This is a genomic window from Streptomyces sp. NPDC055025 (genome assembly GCF_053608565.1).
In genome coordinates this window covers 1-18,143 of the sequence record NZ_JBSGVS010000033.1, presented here as the reverse complement: position 1 = coordinate 18,143, position 18,143 = coordinate 1, and the positions used below count along the sequence as shown (strand labels likewise).

Below are 18,143 nucleotides of genomic sequence, written 5' to 3'. Positions count from 1 at the left end.
TGGCGGGCCCGGCCCGTACCGCACCATGGACCGGGTGAGCCCTGTCGCGTACCCGCACCCCGGAGCGAACGCCCCCGTCCTGGACGGGCTGGCCGAGGTCCTGCGCCCGGCGGTCGCCCTCTATCTGGATCTGCACCGCCATCCCGAACTCTCCGGCGAGGAACGCCGGACCGCCGCCGCGCTGGGGCGGTGGCTGCGGGACGCGGGCTACGAGGTGACGGAGGGCGTCGGCGGCCACGGTGTCGTCGGAGTGCTGCGCAACGGCGACGGACCGCGCGTCCTGATCCGCGCCGAACTCGACGCCCTGCCCCTGGCGGAGCGCACCGGACTGCCCTACGCCAGCGAGGGCCCGGTCACCCACGCCTGCGGACACGATCTGCATCTGGCCGCCGTCGCGGGCGCCGCGTCCCTGCTGGCCCGCGCCAGGGAGAGCTGGCGCGGCACGGCGGTGATCGTCGGGCAGCCGGCGGAGGAGACCCTCACGGGAGCGCGGGCCATGCTGGAGGACGGGCTGTACGAACGCTTCGGGCGGCCCGACGCCGTACTCGCCCAGCACACCGCGCCCCTGCTCGGCGGTATGGTCGCCCACGGTTACGGCCCGATGCTGGCGGGGAGCGCCGGCATCAAGGCCGTCATCCACGGCCGTGCGGGGCACGCGGGCACCCCGCAGCTCGCGGTGGACCCGGTGCTCACCGGCGCCGCGGCCGTGCTGCGGCTCCAGGGGACGGTGTCCCGCGAGTCCGCCCCGGCCGAGCAAGTGGCCCTGAACGTGGGGTCGTTCCACTCGGGCACCGCCGGCAATCTGATCCCCGGACTGGCGGCCCTCGGTATCACCGTGCGCGCCCTGTCCGAGCGCGCCCTCGACCGGATGACCGGCTCGGTGGAACGCGTCATCAGAGCCGAGTGCGCCGCGTCCGGCTGTCCCCGGGAGCCGGAGATCACGGTCGTCTCCCGGTCCCCCGTCACCCACCCCGACCCGGCGGCCACGGCGGCCGTGCGCCGGGCCCACGAGGAGCTGTACGGACCCGGGCGGGTGGCGCTCTGGCCACCCGCCATGGCCACCGAGGACTTTCCGCTCTACGGGGACGCGGGAGCGTCCCTGCACGGGACGACGGGGATCGCGCTGTCCTACTGGATGCTCGGCACGGTCGGCCCCAAGACCTGGGCCACCACCCCCGGCACGGCCGAGGAGAAGCTCGCGGCTCTGCCGCCGAACCACTCGCCGGAGTTCGCCCCGGACGTCCGCACCGCCCTGCCCACCGGGATCACCGCGATGACGGCGGCGGCCCTGGTCTGGCTCACGGCCGGCAAGGACCGTGCGTACCCCGGTTCCGCAGCCGCCACAGGAACAGCGCCTCGGTGACCGACATCCGTTCGAGCTCGCGCGGGTCCAGACTCTCGTTCACCGCGTGGACCCGCGCCTCGGGCTCGCCCAGGCCGATCAGCAGGATCTCGGCCCGGGGCGAGAGATCCGCCAGGGTGCCGCAGAGCGGGACCGAGCCGCCGAGGCCCGCCACCCGCATCTCCTGCCCGTACGCCAGCCGCATGGCCTCGGCCATCGCGGTGTAGGCCGGAGCCGTGGTGTCGGCGCTGAACGGCTGCTCCTGCCCGACGGTCTCCACCCGCACCCGCGCGCCCCAGGGCGTGTGCGACTCCAGATGGCGCGTGAGCAGTTCGGCGGCCCTGGCGCAGTCCGTCCCGGGCGGGATCCGGAGACAGACCAGCGCCCGCGCGCCGTCCCCGCTGCCCGGCCGTGGACAGTCGAGTCCGGTGACGGTCGCGGAGGGACGGGCCCAGAGGCGGTCGGCGACGGTCCCCGAACCCGGCAGGTCGACACCGTGGAGCACCGCGGCGTCGCCGCGGAACCGTCTGCGCGGATACGGCACACCGCACCAGCGCCCGGCGCCGTCGAGGCCGTCGACGACCGTGTTGCCCTCACCGTCGTGCAGAGAGGCGAGCGTACGGATCAGCGCGGCCGTGGCGTCGGGTGCCCGCGTGCTGTCCGCCGTACGGCCGGTGCCGGACGGTCCGGAGTGCGCGTCCGCGGCCGGGCCGCGCCCCGAGGACTCGGTCTCCACCGTGACCCGGGCCCGCACCGCCCCGCGCAGCGAGACGGTCACGGTCGGCAGCCCGGCCCGTACGTTGCCGGTGTCACCGATGACCACGGTGTCGGCGGCGAGGAGCTCCGGGTGCGCACGCGCGTACCGTTCCAGGCCGCCCGTACCCCGCTGCCGCGAGCCCTCCACGATCAGTTTGACGTTCACCGGCAGCCCGCCACCGGCCCGTAACGCGCGCAGGGCGAGCAGATGCATGACGATGCCGCCCTTGCAGCCGGCCGCGCCCCGTCCGTACCACCGGCCGTTCTCCCGCACGGTCAGGGCGAAGGGCGGGGTGCGCCAGGCGGATTCGTCCAGGGGCGGCCGGATGTCGTAGTGCGCGTGGAGGAGTACGGTCGGGCTCGCGGCCGGTCCCGGCAGCGAGCCGTACACCGACCGGGCCCCGTCCGGGGTGTCCAGTAACGCAACGTCCTGGAAACCTTCGGCGCGCAGGGTTTTGGCCAACCATTCCGCCGTGGCCTCGCACTCGCTCCCGGGTGAACGTGCCGGACCGGCCACCGAGCGGAACGCGACCAGCTCGGCCAGTTCGGTGCGGGCCCGGGGCATCAGAGAGGCGACGGAGGCGGCGATCGCACGGTGGGCTGCTTCGACGGACACACACACTCCTCGTGAAAGGCCCGCGCGTCAGGGGGAGTTCGTCGCGGCTCACCACAAGTGAACCGTGCCGGCGGCCGATGGCGTCAGCGGAAGATACGGCAGTTTTGCGGCGTCTGCCGTCATCGGCCGGGCATCGCGGCCCGCCGGGCGTGAGGATGATCCGCATGTCTGACACCACGCGCTCCCGGCCACTGCCTTCCGCCGCCTCCCCGTCCCCGCCGCGCCGGATCGCGGACGCCTACGCCGATGATCTGATCGTGCTGGATCCGGTGCTCGGTACGATCATCGGCGACCGGGCCAGCCATGGCAGACTGCCCGACTTCTCCCCGGACGGCATCGATCAGCTCGCGCGGCTCGCCGGAGACACACTGCGCCGCCTTGCCGCCGCGACGGGTCGGCGGACCATGCCGGAGGGGGACTCGGCGACCGGCACCGGGGCCGGGGCGGATGTCGGCACCGGCACCGGCCCGGGTACGGGGACAGGCGGGGATCCGGACGCCGGTTCCGACGCGGCGATCGAGCGGAACTGCGCCCGGCTCCTGCGCGAGCGGCTCACCGCGCAACTCGCGATGCACGAGACGGGCGAGACACTCCGCTCGGTCTCCAGCATCTTCTCTCCCGTGCACCAGATCCGGACCGCCCTCACGCTCACCCCCACCGCCGACGACGAGGACTGGCGCCTCGTGGAGCGCCGGCTGCGCGCCCTCCCCGCCTCGCTGGAGAGCTATCGCGCCGCGCTCACCGAGGGCCTGCGCCGGGGCCTGCCCGGCGGCCCGCGCCAGATCACCGCCATGATCGGGCAGCTCGACGAGTGGACCGGCCGCAAGGGCGGCTGGTTCGGCCGGTTCGTCGCCCCCGGTCCCGAGGCGCTGCGCGAGGAGCTGGAGAGCGCCGCGCTGGAGGCCACCGCCGCCGTCGGACGGCTGCGGGAGTGGCTCGGCCAGGTCTACGCCCCCGGTGTCGCGGGCGCCCCGGAGGTGGTGGGCCGCGAGCGGTACGCCGTCTGCGCGCGCTACTTCAACGGGACCGATCTCGACCTGGACGAGGCGTACGAGTACGGCTGGTCCGAATTCCACCGGCTGCTCGACGAGATGCGGACCGAGGCGGCCAGGATCCAGCCGGACGCGGCGACGCCCTGGACGGTGCTGAGGCATCTCGACACCCATGGCCATGCCGTCGAGGGGGAGGAGGAGGTACGCGTCTGGCTCCAGGACCTGATGGACGAGGCCGTCGGGCGTCTGGACGGCACCCACTTCGACATCGCCGAGCGGGTCGCCCGTGTGGAGTCCCGCCTCGCCCCCGCGGGCAGCAGCCCCGCGCCGTACTACACCTCGCCCTCGGAGGACTTCACCCGTCCCGGCCGCACCTGGCTGCCGACCATGGGCAGGACGCGCTTCCCGACATACGAACTGGTCTCCACCTGGTACCACGAGGGCGTCCCCGGCCACCATCTCCAGCTGGCCCAGTGGGCCCATCTGTCCGGCCGGCTCTCCCGCTACCAGACGGGTGTCGGGACGGTGAGCGCCAACGCGGAGGGCTGGGCGCTCTACGCGGAGCGGCTCATGGACGAGCTGGGCTTCCTCTCCGACCCCGAGCACCGGCTCGGCTATCTGGACATGCAGATGATGCGCGCGGTACGGGTGGTCATCGACCTCGGGATGCATCTGGAGCTGAGGATTCCAGGGCACTCGCCCTTCCGGCCCGGCGAGCGCTGGACCCCCGCGCTGGCGGAGCGGTTCTTCAGGGCGCACAGCGGCCGTCCGGACGAGTTCGTCCGCAAGGAGGTGATCCGCTACCAGGGCACACCCGGCCAGGCCATCGGGTACAAGCTCGGCGAGCGCTCCTGGCTGCGCGGGCGCGAGGCGGCACGCACGGCGCACCGCCGCGACGGCCGCGACTTCGATCTCAAGCGCTGGCACATGGCCGCGCTGTCGCAGGGCTCCCTCGGCCTGGACGATCTGGAGACCGTCCTCGCCGGACTCTGACCCCTCCGCGACCCCCGCGACCCCCGCGCAGACGGTGTGACCTGGGCACTTCCCTGAACGGTACCGGTTAGGTACCGTAGGCCCATGCCATCTCTCAACATCAGCTTCACCGAGGACGAGCTGGAGGCGGTCCGCGCCGCCGCCGCCGCCGAGGGCAAGTCGCTCAAGCAGTACGTCCACGATCTGCCCCTGCGTGAGCAGCAGCGGATCCAGTTCGTCCGCTACGCGGTCACCTGGGGCGAGCGGCACAGGACCGAGTTCGACGAGGCCTTCGCCGATGAGATCCCACCCGCCGGGCATGAGAACCGGCAGGTGGACGCCGCCTGATGCCCGTGCTTTATATCGATGTGGCCTGGCTCCTGGACGTACAGGAACAGGCCGTCCCCGAAGACGTGTCCGTCGCCGACTACTCCGCCCTGGTCGCCGCCGTCGCGCGGCACAAGACCCGGATCCCGCGTCCGGCCACCAGCGAACCCGATGTGGCCTGGCGCGCGGCGGCCCTCTTCCACACCCTCGTGCGGCTGGAGCCGCTGCCGTACCGCAACAGCCTGTACGCGTGCCAGGTCGCCGCCGCATACATGCACGCGTCCGGCGAGGGAATCGATCCGCCGTACGGCGCGCTCGTCGAACTGGTGCGCGCCGTCCAGTCGGGCAAGGTGAACGTGTACCAGGCGGCGCAGCACATCCGCGCCTGGCGCATCTGACACGAGGACGGCGCCCCCCGTCACGGCGGCCGGATCAGGGGTTCCTGACCGGCGGCGCCAGGATCAGCGGCGCCCGGATCATTCGTCCCGCACCCGGACCAGATGCACCGCCGTGCTCGACCAGTCGCCGGGCGGCAGGTCGGGCTCGTAGCCGTAGCCGGTCAGTACGGCCGCGGAGTGGACGGCACCGGTACGGGCGTCGCGGTAGCGGGCGGCGGGGTCCAGACCGGCCAGCCGGAGCGGGGCGCGCGGGGCGCCATGGCGGGGCGCGCGCCGCCAGACCAGCAGCAGCGCCTCACCTCCGTCCCGCGCGGTGTACTGCACCGCGGCCGGCCCGTCGTCCACGGGACCGCGCGGCCGGTGCAGCGTGCCGTGCTGGACGAGATGGCGCACGCGCTTGTACCCCGCCACCAGCTCCGCGCCCTCCGCCAGTTCACCGTCCGACCAGCGGGTGAGATCGCCGCCCACCCCCAGCACCCCGGCCATCGCCACATGGAAGCGGAAGCGCAGGGGCACCGAGCGGCCGGTGAGCTGGTTCGGCACATCGGTCACCCACGCGGCCATGGTCCGCGCCGGATAGAGCTGGCCGTAGCCGTGCTGGATCAGGACCCGGTCCGCGGCGTCCGTGTTGTCCGAGGTCCACGCCTGGTCGGTACGGGACAGAATGCCCAGGTCCACCCGGCCGCCGCCACCGCTGCACGACTCGATCCGCAGCCCGGGGTGGTCGGCGCGCAGCCGGTCGAGAACTCCGTAGAGGTTGCGCACATACGCCGTTCCCACCCGGTCGGCGCCGTCGGCCAGGTCCGGCCAGCCCGCCTCACTGAAGGCGCGGTTCATGTCCCACTTCAGGAAGTCGACGCCATGGGCGCCGACCAGCTCGGTCAGCCAGCCGTACGCCCAGTCCGCCACATCGCGACGGGCGAAGTTGAGGACGAGCTGACCGCGCAGCTCGGTGCGGTCGCGGTGCGGGAAGTGCAGCACCCACTCCGGGTGCGCACGGTAGAGATCGCTGTCGGGGTTGACCATCTCGGGCTCCACCCACAGCCCGAACCGCATACCGAGCCGGTGCACCTCCGCCACCAGGGGAGTGAGCCCGGCGGGGAAGCGGTCGGCGGACGGTGTCCAGTCGCCGAGCCCGGCCTTCTCGCTGCGCCGGGCGCCGAACCAGCCGTCGTCCATGACATACAGCTCCACCCCGAGCGCCGCCGCGCGGGCCGCGAGCGCGCGCTGGCCGGCCTCGTCGACATCGAATCCCGTCGCCTCCCACGAGTTGTAGAGCACCGGCCGGATCTCGTCGGGATGCGGCAGCACATGGGCGAGGGTGTACGCGTGCCAGGCCCGGCTCGTCGCGCCGAAGCCGCCGTCGGTGTAGAGACCGGCGTGCACCGGGGTGGTGAACTCCTCGCCCGGACCGAGCGGCAGGGCCGTACCGTCCTGGCCCGCGCCACCCGTGAACCCCGCCCGTCCGTCGGGCGTGCGCTGCACGGTGATACGCCAACTGCCGCTCCAGGCCAGGGCCGCGCTCCACACCTGCCCCCGCTCCTCGGTCGCGTCACCCGCGTCCACCATCACCCAGGGATTGGCGTGATGGCTGGTGATCCCCCGTCTGCTGGTGAGTACGGTCTCCCCGAACGGCAGCCGCTCCCTGCGCAGCTGGGTCTCGGCGGACCACTGGCCCGTGACATGGCTCAGCCGGTAGTCCTCCCTGGCCGGCAGGGTCCAGGCGGCGGAGTCGGCGCGCGGCAGCGCCACCGGGTCCTCGCCGGTGTTGCGCAGCACGGTCCAGCGTTCGATCACATCACTGTCGTCGTGGACGCGGTAGTGGAGCGTGATCTCCAGGGGGTAGTGCCGGTCCCTGAACTCCAGGGCGAGTTCGGCCGTCCCCGGGGCCCGCCCGGGGACCGGTTCCGTTCCCGGTCCCCGCCCCGGTTCCGTTCCCGTTCCCGGGTCCGGTTCATGGACCCGGTGGCCGGTCGGCAGCCACTCGACGGCGCGCGTGCTGTCGGCGAAGCGCACCTGGAGCGACGGGGGGCCGAAGCGGGCCCCGCCGTCGACGGGCAGCTCCTCGCCGACGGCCGGCCGTCCCTCGAAACTGCTGGCCGCGGGCGCCGGAGGAAGGACCAGTTCGCCTGCCTCCGCAAGCGTCAGCCGTGGTCCCCACGCGAGATGACAGGGCGCCCCCGACGCGTCGATCCGCAGCGCGTACGAGGTGCGCGGAGTGGAGAGCAGCCAGACCCCGGTGTCCGGGGCGAAGGAGATCACAGGCATGGATCCTCACGTTCGGGTAGCGCCACGAGAGCAGTCCGCAGCCAACTATCCCTTCGATCACCTGTCAATACCCCGTGCCAGTCTCGTAATCGCATGATCGGAACCCTTCCAGTTGCTGCTTCGAAAGGAGCTTGCTTCTTTCATTGACAGAGGAAAAGAACCCACCTACGTTTCGGCCATGCGCTCGACCCCTCGCACCGAGGCGGTTCCGGTACCGACACCGGCCGCTTCCCTCGTCTTCACCACCGTGCTGTCCCACGGCCCGCTCACCCGGATCGAGATAGCCCGGCGCACCGCCCTCTCCTCGGCCGCGGTCACCAAGGCGGTGCGCCCGCTGATGGAGGCCGGCTATCTGGTCGAGGGCGTGGACGAGGAGGCGCGGCCCGCCCTCGGACGTCCCGCCAACCTCCTGCGGGTGGACGGCGGCAGGGCCCTGTTCATCGGGGTCAAGGTGACCGGCGACGAGATCATCGCGGTCCTCGCCGATCTCTGCTGCCGTATCCGGGTGGCCCGGCACCTGCCGCTCACCGCCCGCGATCCGGGCTCCGTACTCGCCTCGATCGCCGGACTCGTCCAGGAACTCCTCACCGAGGCCGACGGATTCGGTGTGGAGGTACGGGGTCTCGGCCTCGCGGTCTCCGGCGATGTGGACCGGGCCGCCGGGGTGGTGCGGTACTCGCCGTTCCTGGAGTGGCGGGACGTGCCGCTCGCCGAACTGGCCGCGACGGTCACGGGCCTGCCGGTCACGGTCGACAACGACGTACGCGCGCTGACCGTCGCCGAGCAGTGGTTCGGGGCCGGGGCGGGCATCTCCGACTTCGCGCTGGTGACCGTGGGCGCGGGCATCGGCTGCGGCCTGGTGGTGCACGGCCGGGTGGTCTCCGGCGCGCACGGGGTGGCCGGTGAGATCGGCCATCTCTCCATCGATCCGCTGGGTCCCCCGTGCCACTGCGGCAACAACGGCTGTGTGGAGGCGATCGCCGGGGACTCGGCCATCATCCGCCGGGTCAGGGAGGTGACCGGTCTGCCGGTCACCGGCTCGGAAGAGGCCCTGGACCTCGCCCACCGGGGCGACCCCGGCGCCAGAGAGGTCTACGCGCGGGCCGGGGAGGCCATCGGGCGGGCCATCGGGGCCGTCGTCAATGTGCTGGGACCGCGACGGGTGATCATCTCCGGTGAGGGCCTCGCCGCGTACGACCTCTTCGCCGAGCACATCCGCGACGCGTTCACCGCGTCCGCCTTCGGAACCGCCGCGCAGTGCGACGTGATGACACGTCCGCTGCCCTTCGAGGAGTGGGCGCGCGGGGCCGCGGCCACCGCCATCCAGTCCTTCATCGGAACAGACACGCATTAGGAGTAGCGATGACGCTGAGCCGCATCCCCTCGCCCGCCAGTGGGCCCGGCCGCCGCGGTGTGGTCCGCGGCGCCCTCGGCATCGGTGCCGCGGCGCTCGCCGCACCCGTCCTGACCGCCTGCGGCGGCGGCCCCTCCGCCGATCCGAAGACGGTGACCTTCGGCTCCAACGGGGCGGACGCCACCCCCAAGTCCGCCTACGCGGCCGTCACCGACGCCTTCACCAAGGACAGCGGTCTCACGGTCAGGACGAACACCGTCGACCACGACACCTTCCAGAAGAGCATCTCCAACTACCTCCAGGGCACCCCGGACGACGTCTTCACCTGGTTCGCCGGCTACCGCATGCAGTACTTCGCCAAGAAGGGTCTCGCCCACCCCGTCGACGACGTGTGGGAGAAGATAGGCGCCGGCTTCAGCGACGCCGCCAAGCAGCTCTCCCGGGGACTGGACGGGAAGTACTACTTCGTCCCGCTCTACAACTACCCATGGGCCGTCTTCTACCGCAGGAGCGTGTTCCAGGAACGCGGGTACGAGACCCCCCGCACCTGGAGCGAGTTCACCGCGCTCGCCAAGCGGATGAAGAAGGACGGTCTCTCGCCCATCGCGTCCGGCTACGGCGGCGGCGACAGCTGGTCCATCCTCGGTGCCTTCGACTATCTGAACCTCCGCGCCAACGGCTACGACTTCCATATGTCGCTGATGCGCGGCGAGACCTCCTGGACCGACCGGCGCACCGTCAGGACGCTCGACCTCTGGCGCGAGCTGAGCCCCTACTACCAGCAGGGCGCGGGCGGCCGCTCCTGGCAGGACGCCGCGCAGTCCCTGCTCGACAAGAAGTCCGGCATGGCCGTCATCGGACTCTTCCTGGGCCAGCAGATCACCGACGACAAGCTCCGCGAGGACATCGACTTCTTCGCCTTCCCCGAGATCGACCCGTCCTTCGGCCAGGACACCGTCGAGGCACCGACCGACGGCTTCATGCTCAGCCGGCGGCCGAAGAACGCGGACGGCGCCGGCCGGCTGCTGGAGTTCCTCGGCAGCGCGAAGGCCGAGAATCTGTACATGGGCGTCGACCCGAGCAATGTCGCCGTCAACTCCCAGGCCGACACCGGCTCGTACAACGCGCTCCAGAAGAAGTCGGCCGAGCTCATCGCCTCGGCCAAGCACATCACCCAGTTCGGCGACCGCGACAGCGACCCGGGCTTCATCTCCACCGTCGTACTGCCGGGGCTCACCCAGTGGCTGGGCCACCCCGACGACGGCTCGGCCCTGCTGAAGAAGATCGAGTCCCAGCGCTCGCGCTTCTTCACGGCCTGACCAGGACCCGGGAAGGTTCCGCATGTCCTCCGTGCGCCCAGCGCCGCCCTCCCCCTCACGCGACCGGTCCGGGCCCCGTCCGCGCCGGCTCGGCGCCGGTGACCGGGTCTTCCTCACGGTCATCATCGGGATTCCGCTCGTCGCCCTGCTGGTCTTCGTCTGGCTGCCGGCCCTCGCCTCCCTCGGACTCTCCTTCACGAGCTGGGACGGCATCGCCCTGTCCGACATCCACTGGACCGGGCTGGGCAACTACCGGGAGATCCTCACCAATTACCCGCCGTTCTGGCCGGCGGTGCGGCACAACGTCGTCTGGCTGCTGTTCACGGCCCTGCTGCCGACCCCGTTCGGTATCTTCCTGGCCTACCAGCTCGACCGGAAGATCCGCTTCACCCGGATCTACCAGACCGCGATCTTCCTGCCCATGGTGCTCTCGCTGGCCGTGGTCGGCTTCATCTGGGAGATCATCTACAACCCCGACAACGGACTGCTCAACGGCGTCCTCAGCGGGGTGGCACCCGGCCATCACATCGACTGGCTGGGCGACCCGGACCTCAATCTCTGGGCGGTGCTCGTCGCCTCCGCCTGGCGGCACACCGGCTACATCATGATCCTCTATCTGGCGGGGCTGAAGGGCTTCGACCCCGCGCTGAAGGAAGCCGCCGCCCTCGACGGCGCCAACGAACGCCAGACCTTTCTGCGCGTCGTCTTCCCCGCCCTCAAACCCGTCAACATCATCATCCTGGTCGTCACCGTCATGGAGTCGCTGCGGGCCTTCGACATCGTCTACATACTCGGCGGGGGAGTCGGCAGCAAGCCCGGTATGGAACTGCTCTCCCTGCTGATCACCGACAACATCATCGGCGAGTCCAGCCACATCGGTTACGGCTCGGCCCTCGCGGTCGTCCTGCTGCTCGTCTCGCTGGCCGCCATCGGGACCTTCCTCTTCCAGAACTTCCGCAAGGAGGACCAGTGACCGCGACCGCCACACCGCCGGCCGCCGGCTCACGGACCCGCCGTACGCCCGCGCCCGGCGCCGGCCCCTCCCGCCCCAGGAGCCAGACCGGGCGGCACCTTCTCCTCGGCGGGATCGCCCTGCTCTGGCTCGTGCCGCTGCTCTGGGCCGTCTACACCTCGCTGCGGCCGTACGAGGACACCAGCAGAAACGGTTATCTCTCCTGGCCGCGCGGTCTGAGCCTGGAGAACTTCTCGGACGCCTGGAACCAGTCCGGGATGCCGCACTTCTTCTGGAACTCCGTTCTCATCACCATCCCCGCGGTCCTCGGCACCCTGCTGTTCTCCGCCGCGGTGGCCTTCTTCGTCACCCGCTTCGACTTCCGGTGGAACATCGTCCTGCTGATGCTCTTCACCGCGGGCAATCTGCTGCCGGCCCAGGTGCTCATCACCCCGCTCTACCGGCTCTATCTGCTGATCCCGCTGCCCTGGTGGATGAGCGACTCGCTCCTGCTCTACAACTCGGTGTGGGGCATCATCGCGATCCATATCGCCTACCAGTGCGGCTTCTGCACCTTCGTGCTCAGCAACTACATGCGGACGATCCCCAAGGAGATCACCGAGGCGGCGCTGGTCGACGGCGCCCCCGTATGGCGCCAGTTCTTCCAGATCGTGCTGCCGCTGTGCCGTCCCGCGTTCGCGGCGCTGGCCACGCTGGAGGCCATCTGGATCTACAACGACTTCTTCTGGTCGCTCGCGCTGATCGAGACCGGCGACAAGCGGCCGATCACCTCCGCGCTGGCCAATCTCCAGGGCCAGTACTTCACCAATCCCAATCTCATCGCGGCCGGAGCGCTGATGACCGCGATCCCGACGCTGCTCGTGTACTTCGCTCTCCAGCGCCAGTTCATCAGCGGGCTCACGATCGGCTCCGGCAAGGGCTGAGCGCGGCCGCTCCAGAGGCCCACCGGCCCGTCGAGCCCCGCCCGACCACCCCTCCCGCTTCCCCGTGCCATCACGTATCCATCCGCCCCCGTGCGGACACGTCCTGTCCCGTCCTGCCCCGACAACAGGAGGTCCCGGCCCATGCGGTCACCCTCGTACTCCTTCAGAACTCTGCTCGCCCTGGCTCTCACCGCGGGTCTGACGACGGCCGTCCCCGCGGCGGTCGCGGCCACCCCCACGGCCACGTCGACCACCACCGCCGCCGCCACAGCCACCGCCCCCAGCTCCTCGACGGCCGCCGCTCCCGCCCCGAAGCCGTACATGGGCTGGACGAGCTGGAGCATGCAGTCCTCGAAGTACCCGGGACTCAACCCCGACGGCGACTACAGCTATCTCACCGAGAAGAACGTCCTCAAGCAGGCGGGCGCCCTGGCCTCCAAGCTCAAGAAGTACGGCTACGAGTACGTCAACATCGACGCCGGCTGGTGGCGCGACATGGCGTGGAAGCCGGAGTTCGACGGATACGCCCGGCAGGCCGCCGACCCCGGCCGCTTCCCGCGCGGTATGAAGGCGGTCGCCGACGACATCCACGCGAAGGGGCTCAAGGCGGGTATCTACCTCCCCGTCGGTCTGGAGAAGGAGGCGTACGGCGGCGGTACGGTCCCCATCTGGAACGCCGAGGGCTGCACCACCGCCGATATCGTGTACAGCGATCTGCGCACCACCAACGGCTGGGACAGCGCCTACAAACTCGACTTCTCCGGTCCCTGCGCGCAGAAGTACATCGACTCGCAGGCGCGGATGTTCGCCGACTGGGGGTACGACTTCCTCAAGCTCGACGGTGTCGGACCCGGCTCCTTCAAGAGCGGTGACAACTACGACAACGTCGCCGATGTCGCCGCCTGGCAGCAGGCGATCGCCACGGCGGGCCGCCCGCTGCACCTGGAGATCTCCTGGTCGCTCGACATCGGCCATGTCGCCGACTGGAAGAAGTACTCCAACGGCTGGCGGATCGACACCGATGTCGAGTGCTACTGCAACACGCTCGTCTCGTGGGAGAACTCCGTCGACGACCGCTTCGACGACGCTCCCAAGTGGGCCCGGTTCGCGGCTCCCGGCGGCTGGAACGACCTCGACGCCATCGACGTCGGCAACGGCGAGATGGACGGCCTGACCAAGGCCGAGCGGCAGAGCTACATGACCCTGTGGGCCATCGCCAAGTCGCCCCTCTACACCGGTGACGACCTCACCCGCCTCGACGACTACGGCGTCTCCCTGCTCACCAACAAGGACGTCATCGCCATCAACCAGGGCAGCGCGCCGCCGGCCCGCCCGGTGACCGCGACCGGCGACCAGCAGGTCTGGAGTTCCAGGAACGCCGACGGCAGCCACACCGTGGCCCTGTTCAACCTCGCCGACACCTCCGCCGCCGTGACCGCCGACTGGCAGTCCCTGGGCTTCACGGGCCAGGCCAAGGTCCACGACGTATGGAACAAGGAAGACCTCGGCACGTTCAAGGAGAAGGTGACCCAGGCCCTGCCGGCCCATGGCTCGCGTCTGTTCACCGTGACCCCGAGGGGAAGCGCGTTCACGAAGACGGCCTACGAGGCCGAGTCCCCGGCCAACACGCTCAGCGGCAACGCCTCGATCGGCGACTGCGGCGCGTGCTCGGGCACGCACAAGGTCGGCAATCTCTACCAGGGCGGAAAGCTCCGGTTCAACGACGTGGTGGTGGCGAAGGCCGGGCACTACATGATCGATGTGTCCTACATCAGCGGTGACGCGCGCCCGGCGAAGATCTCCAGCAACGGGAACGGCGCCACCGGTCTCGAATTCCCCGCCACCGCCGACTGGGGGACCGTCGAGACCGTCACCGTCCCGGTGACCCTCAAGGCCGGTACGAACACGATCACCATCGACAGCGGTGACGGCTACGCGCCGGACATCGACCGGATCGCCGTACCGCGGCTCTGAGCCCGCGTCCCGCTCCGAGTCTTTTCCGCTCCGAGCCCCTCCTGCTCCGCGCCCGTCCCGCTCTGAACCCCTCCCGTTCTGAACACCGGTGCGGGGCCCTGCCGCCGCAGGCCCCGCACCGGCCCCTTCCCCGCCCCGGCGGACCGGCACCCGCATGCCCGCACCGCCCTTCCGGAATGGAGTGCACCGTGGACGACCAGCACACCGGCACACCCGCGTCAGCACCGGACTCCCCCCGCCGCCCGAGCCGGCGAGAGGCCCTCTCCCTCGCCGCCGCGGTGGGCGCCTTCACCGCCCTCGGCGCTCTGCCCGCCTTCGCCGCCTCCCCGCCCGTGGTCCGGCAGACCAGGTCCCCCCTGCTTCCGGCGTCGTCGGCCACCAGGTTGTGGTACCAGTCACCGGCCTCGGACAAGAACATGATCGAGCAGGGCCTGCCGGTGGGCAACGGCCGCCTCGGCGCCCTCGCGGGCAACGATCCCTCCCGCGAGGTGCTCCTCGTCACCGACGCCACCCTGTGGACCGGCGGTCTCAACGGCACGCTCGACGCGGACGGCCAGTTCCCCTACGGGCGCCAGGACTTCGGTTCGTTCACCCTGCTCGGCCGGCTCACCGTCGACATCCCCGACCACGAGCTGTCGGCCGTCTCCGGCTACCGGCGTGACCTCGACATCAGCCAGGGTGTGGTCTCCTCCTCGTACGTACGCTCCGGAGTGACCTACGAGCGCCGGATCTTCGCCAGCCATCCCGACGACGCCGTCGTCGCGCACTTCTCGCAGAAGGGCGGCGGACGGTACACCGGATCGGTGAGCCTGGCCGGCACCCACGACGAGACGACCACCGCGGACCGCGCGCGCACGTACGCCTCGTTCAGCGGCTCCTTCCCGGACGGCGGACTGCGCTACGGCGCCGCGGTGACGGCCTGGAGCGACACCGGCAAGGTGACGGTCGACGGTACGACGATCACCTTCGAGGGCTGCCGGGAACTCACGGTCGTCGTCAGCGGAGGCACCGACTACGCCCCCGACGCGGCCACCGGCTACCGCGACCGCGGCCTCGATCCCGAGCGACTGGCCAGGACAAAGGTCCTCGCGGCGGCCCGTAACCCCGTCACCGCCCTGCTGCACAGCCATGTCGCCGACCACCGCGCGCTGTTCGAGCGGATGGACGTCTCGCTCGGTGAGTCGTCGGAGCTTCAGCGCGGTCTGGACACCTGGGAGCGCGTCCGGGCACGCCACACCGACGGTGAGGCCGATCCCGAACTCGAAGCCTCCTACCTCCAGTTCGGCCGCTATCTGATGATCGCCGGATCCCGGGACAGTCTGCCGGTCGCCCTCCAGGGGCTGTGGCTGGACGGCAACGACCCGGACTGGATGGGCGACTACCACACCGACATCAATATCCAGATGAACTACTGGATGGCCGACCGGGCGGGTCTGTCCGGCCTGTTCGACGCCTTCGCCGACTACTGTCTGGCGCAGCTCCCGTCCTGGACCGCGCTCACCCGCGACCTCTTCAACGACCCGCGCAACCGCTTCCGCAACTCCACCGGGAAGGTCGGCGGCTGGGCCGTCTCCTTCTCCACCAACATCCATGGCGGCAACGGCTGGTGGTGGCATCCCGGCGGTAACGCCTGGCTGGCCAACTCCCTCTTCGAGCACTACGAGTTCACCCAGGACAGGGCGTACCTCGCCAAGATCTACCCGCTGCTCAAGGGCGCCGTCGAATTCTGGGAGGCGCGGCTGATCACCACGACCGTCACCGACGCGGCCACCGGCAGGACCCGCGAGGTGCTCATCGACGACAAGGACTGGTCGCCCGAGCACGGCCCGCAGGACGCCAAGGGCATGACCTACGCGCAGGAACTGGTCTGGGCGCTCTTCGGGAACTTCCGCACCGCCGCCGCCGTCCTCGGCAAGGACACCGCGCACAGCGCGACCGTCGGCGCCCTCCGGGAGCGGCTGTATCTCCCCGAGGTGAGCCCCACGTCGGGCTGGCTCCAGGAGTGGATGTCGCCCGACAACCTCGGCGAGACGACCCACCGGCATCTCTCCCCGCTCATCGGGCTCTTCCCCGGGGACCGTATCCGCCCCGACGCCTCCACCCCCGAGGAGATCGTCGACGGTGCGGCCGCCCTGCTCACCGCGCGCGGGATGGACAGCTTCGGCTGGGCCAACGCCTGGCGCGGTCTGTGCTGGGCGCGGCTCAAGAACGCGGACAAGGCGTACCAGCTCGTCGTCACCAACCTCAGGCCCTCCACCGGCGGCACCAACGGCACGGCACCGAACCTCTTCGACATCTACGAGGTCGAGAAGGGACGGGGCATCTTCCAGATCGAGTCCAACTTCGGCACCGCCGCCGCGATGATCGAGATGCTGGTCTACTCACGGCCCGGCCATGTCGAACTGCTGCCCGCGCTGCCCGCGGCCTGGGCGGACTCCGGCCGGATCACGGGCGTCGGGGTACGGGGCGGCTTCACCGTCGATCTGAGCTGGCGGGACGGAAAGGTCACCGAGGCCCGGCTGCGCAGCGTCGGCGGGCGTACCACCACGGTCTCGTACGGCGGGCGGACCCGGAAGGTCGATGTCGAGCCGGGCCGCTCCGTCACCCTGCGGGACCTGGGCCGGTGAGCCTCCGTCAGCGGTCTCTCCTCGGTCCGCGCGCGGCGGTTGCCGTCGCCGCGCTGCTGACCCTGCTGAGCGCGCCCCTGACCGCCCAGGCGGCGCCGACGCCACCGGTACAGGCCCGGACATCACCGCACCAGGTCGTCACCTGGGGCGCGAGCGTGGACCGGCAGGGCGAGGCGCCCCGCGACCGGAGCTACCGGATGGTGGTGCGCACCAGCGCCGGCGGCACCGGCACCCGGGTCCGTCTGTCCAACGCGTTCGGCGACCGGCCGGTGACCTTCGACAGCGTCTACGCCGGCCGGCGGCAGGAGGGCGCGCGGGTCGTACCCGGCACCAACCGCGCGCTCACCTTCGGCGGCGCGGGGTCGGTCACGGTCGCGCCGGGCGCGAGCGTGGTCAGCGATCCGCTGCCCGGCCGGCTGGCCGCGGGGAGCGATCTGGCGGTCAGCTTCCATGTGCTGAGCGCGGGCGGCCCTTCGACCGGCCACGGCATGGCCATGCAGACCTCGTACGCGACCGCGGGCGACCACGCCGCCGAGGAGGGCGCCGAGAGCTGGACCGACCGGACCAGCTCCTGGTACTACCTCGACGCGGTCACGGTGGAGACCGGCGCGGACACCGGAGCGGTGGTCACCCTGGGCGACTCCATCACCGACGGCTGGCAGTCCAGCACCGATACGAACCGCCGGTGGCCCGACTATCTCGCCCGCCGTCTCCGGGCCACGGCCGGGACGGAGATCGAGGGGGTCGCCAACGAGGGGATCTCCGGCAACAAGGTGCTGGCGGACGGCGCCGGGCAGTCCGCGCTGAACAGGCTGGAGCGCGATGTGCTCTCCCAGCCCGGGGTCCGTACGGTGTTCCTCTTCGAGGGCATCAACGACATCAAGGCCCACACCGGGGTGACGGCCGGCGATCTGATCGCCGGATACCGGGAGATCATCGACCGGGCGCACACGGCGGGGATCTGTGTGGTCGGCGCGACGGTACTGCCGTTCAAGGGCTGGTACGAATTCGACCCCGAGGGCGAGGCCGTACGCCAGGACGTCAACGACTACATCAGGAACAGCGGTGAACTGGACGCCGTGGCCGACTTCGACAAGGCGCTGCGCAGCCCCTACGACCAGGAGCGCCTGCTGCCGGCCCTCGATGGCGGCGACCATGTCCATCCGAACGACAAGGGCATGCAGGTGATGGCCGACACGGTCGATATCAAGACCCTGGGCTGCGACCGCTGACCGGCCGCCCTCTCCTGCCGCCGCGGCCGGCTCCCGTATGATCCACCGGCTCCGCCTCCCCCGGGTCCCG

Annotated in this window: 13 protein-coding genes; 11 read left to right on the top strand and 2 right to left on the bottom strand. The window is 71.0% G+C overall.

Translation table 11 applies throughout. From position 1 onward, the window contains the following. Positions 1-25 precede the first annotated feature (25 nt). Positions 26-1,363: an amidohydrolase gene (locus ACWGDX_RS20850; RefSeq protein ID WP_453627573.1), complete on the top strand. Its 1,338-nt coding sequence runs from the start codon at positions 26-28 to the stop codon at positions 1,361-1,363. Here the strand turns inward: ACWGDX_RS20850 and ACWGDX_RS20845 are convergent. Further along, positions 1,299-2,663 (bottom strand): M20/M25/M40 family metallo-hydrolase, encoded by a 1,365-nt coding sequence (locus tag ACWGDX_RS20845; protein ID WP_453627690.1) that lies wholly within the window; start codon positions 2,661-2,663, stop codon positions 1,299-1,301. The two genes, ACWGDX_RS20850 and ACWGDX_RS20845, sit on opposite strands and share 65 nt — an antisense overlap. A 215-nt stretch (positions 2,664-2,878) precedes the next feature. On the opposite strand from ACWGDX_RS20845, the gene ACWGDX_RS20840 reads away from it, so the two are divergent. The 3 genes from ACWGDX_RS20840 to ACWGDX_RS20830 all read left to right on the top strand — a co-directional run bounded on the left by ACWGDX_RS20840 (position 2,879) and on the right by ACWGDX_RS20830 (position 5,403). After that, entirely contained in the window at positions 2,879-4,699 is a 1,821-nt protein-coding gene (locus ACWGDX_RS20840; RefSeq protein WP_453627571.1) for a DUF885 domain-containing protein, read from the top strand. Between the two features lie 84 nt (positions 4,700-4,783). Next, complete coding sequence (locus ACWGDX_RS20835) at positions 4,784-5,026, top strand: hypothetical protein (RefSeq protein WP_453627569.1); 243 nt, start codon at positions 4,784-4,786, stop codon at positions 5,024-5,026. Then, a complete protein-coding gene (locus ACWGDX_RS20830) occupies positions 5,026-5,403 on the top strand; it encodes a toxin Doc (protein ID WP_453627567.1) in 378 nt (125 codons plus the stop codon). The genes ACWGDX_RS20835 and ACWGDX_RS20830 overlap by 1 nt, the downstream gene beginning before the upstream one ends. A 78-nt stretch (positions 5,404-5,481) precedes the next feature. Here the strand turns inward: ACWGDX_RS20830 and ACWGDX_RS20825 are convergent, their stop codons facing one another. After that, entirely contained in the window at positions 5,482-7,671 is a 2,190-nt protein-coding gene (locus ACWGDX_RS20825) for an alpha-galactosidase (RefSeq protein ID WP_453627565.1), read from the bottom strand. Positions 7,672-7,849: 178 nt separating this feature from the next. Between ACWGDX_RS20825 and ACWGDX_RS20820 the strand changes: the two genes are divergently transcribed. From ACWGDX_RS20820 to ACWGDX_RS20790, 7 genes are all read left to right on the top strand, one after another. Beyond that, entirely contained in the window at positions 7,850-9,025 is a 1,176-nt protein-coding gene (locus ACWGDX_RS20820; protein WP_453627562.1) for an ROK family protein, read from the top strand. An 8-nt stretch (positions 9,026-9,033) separates the two neighbouring features. Further along, positions 9,034-10,344 (top strand): ABC transporter substrate-binding protein, encoded by a 1,311-nt coding sequence (locus ACWGDX_RS20815; protein ID WP_453627560.1) that lies wholly within the window; start codon positions 9,034-9,036, stop codon positions 10,342-10,344. 22 nt (positions 10,345-10,366) lie between these two features. Then, positions 10,367-11,317: a carbohydrate ABC transporter permease gene (locus tag ACWGDX_RS20810; RefSeq protein ID WP_453627558.1), complete on the top strand. Its 951-nt coding sequence runs from the start codon at positions 10,367-10,369 to the stop codon at positions 11,315-11,317. Beyond that, positions 11,314-12,240 carry a carbohydrate ABC transporter permease gene (locus tag ACWGDX_RS20805; protein ID WP_453627555.1) on the top strand — a complete coding sequence of 309 codons (927 nt, stop codon included), beginning with the start codon at positions 11,314-11,316 and terminating at the stop codon, positions 12,238-12,240. Before ACWGDX_RS20810 ends, ACWGDX_RS20805 begins: the two co-directional genes overlap by 4 nt. Before the next feature lie 141 nt (positions 12,241-12,381). Beyond that, positions 12,382-14,214, top strand: a complete 1,833-nt coding sequence (locus ACWGDX_RS20800; RefSeq protein ID WP_453627553.1) for an alpha-galactosidase D — start codon at positions 12,382-12,384, stop codon at positions 14,212-14,214. A 188-nt stretch (positions 14,215-14,402) separates the two neighbouring features. Beyond that, the gene (locus ACWGDX_RS20795) at positions 14,403-16,841 is read left to right on the top strand and encodes a glycosyl hydrolase family 95 catalytic domain-containing protein (protein WP_453627551.1); all 2,439 of its coding nucleotides are present in this window, start codon (positions 14,403-14,405) and stop codon (positions 16,839-16,841) included. Further along, the gene (locus ACWGDX_RS20790; RefSeq protein ID WP_453627549.1) at positions 16,838-18,073 is read left to right on the top strand and encodes an SGNH/GDSL hydrolase family protein; all 1,236 of its coding nucleotides are present in this window, start codon (positions 16,838-16,840) and stop codon (positions 18,071-18,073) included. Before ACWGDX_RS20795 ends, ACWGDX_RS20790 begins: the two co-directional genes overlap by 4 nt. Positions 18,074-18,143 lie beyond the last annotated feature (70 nt).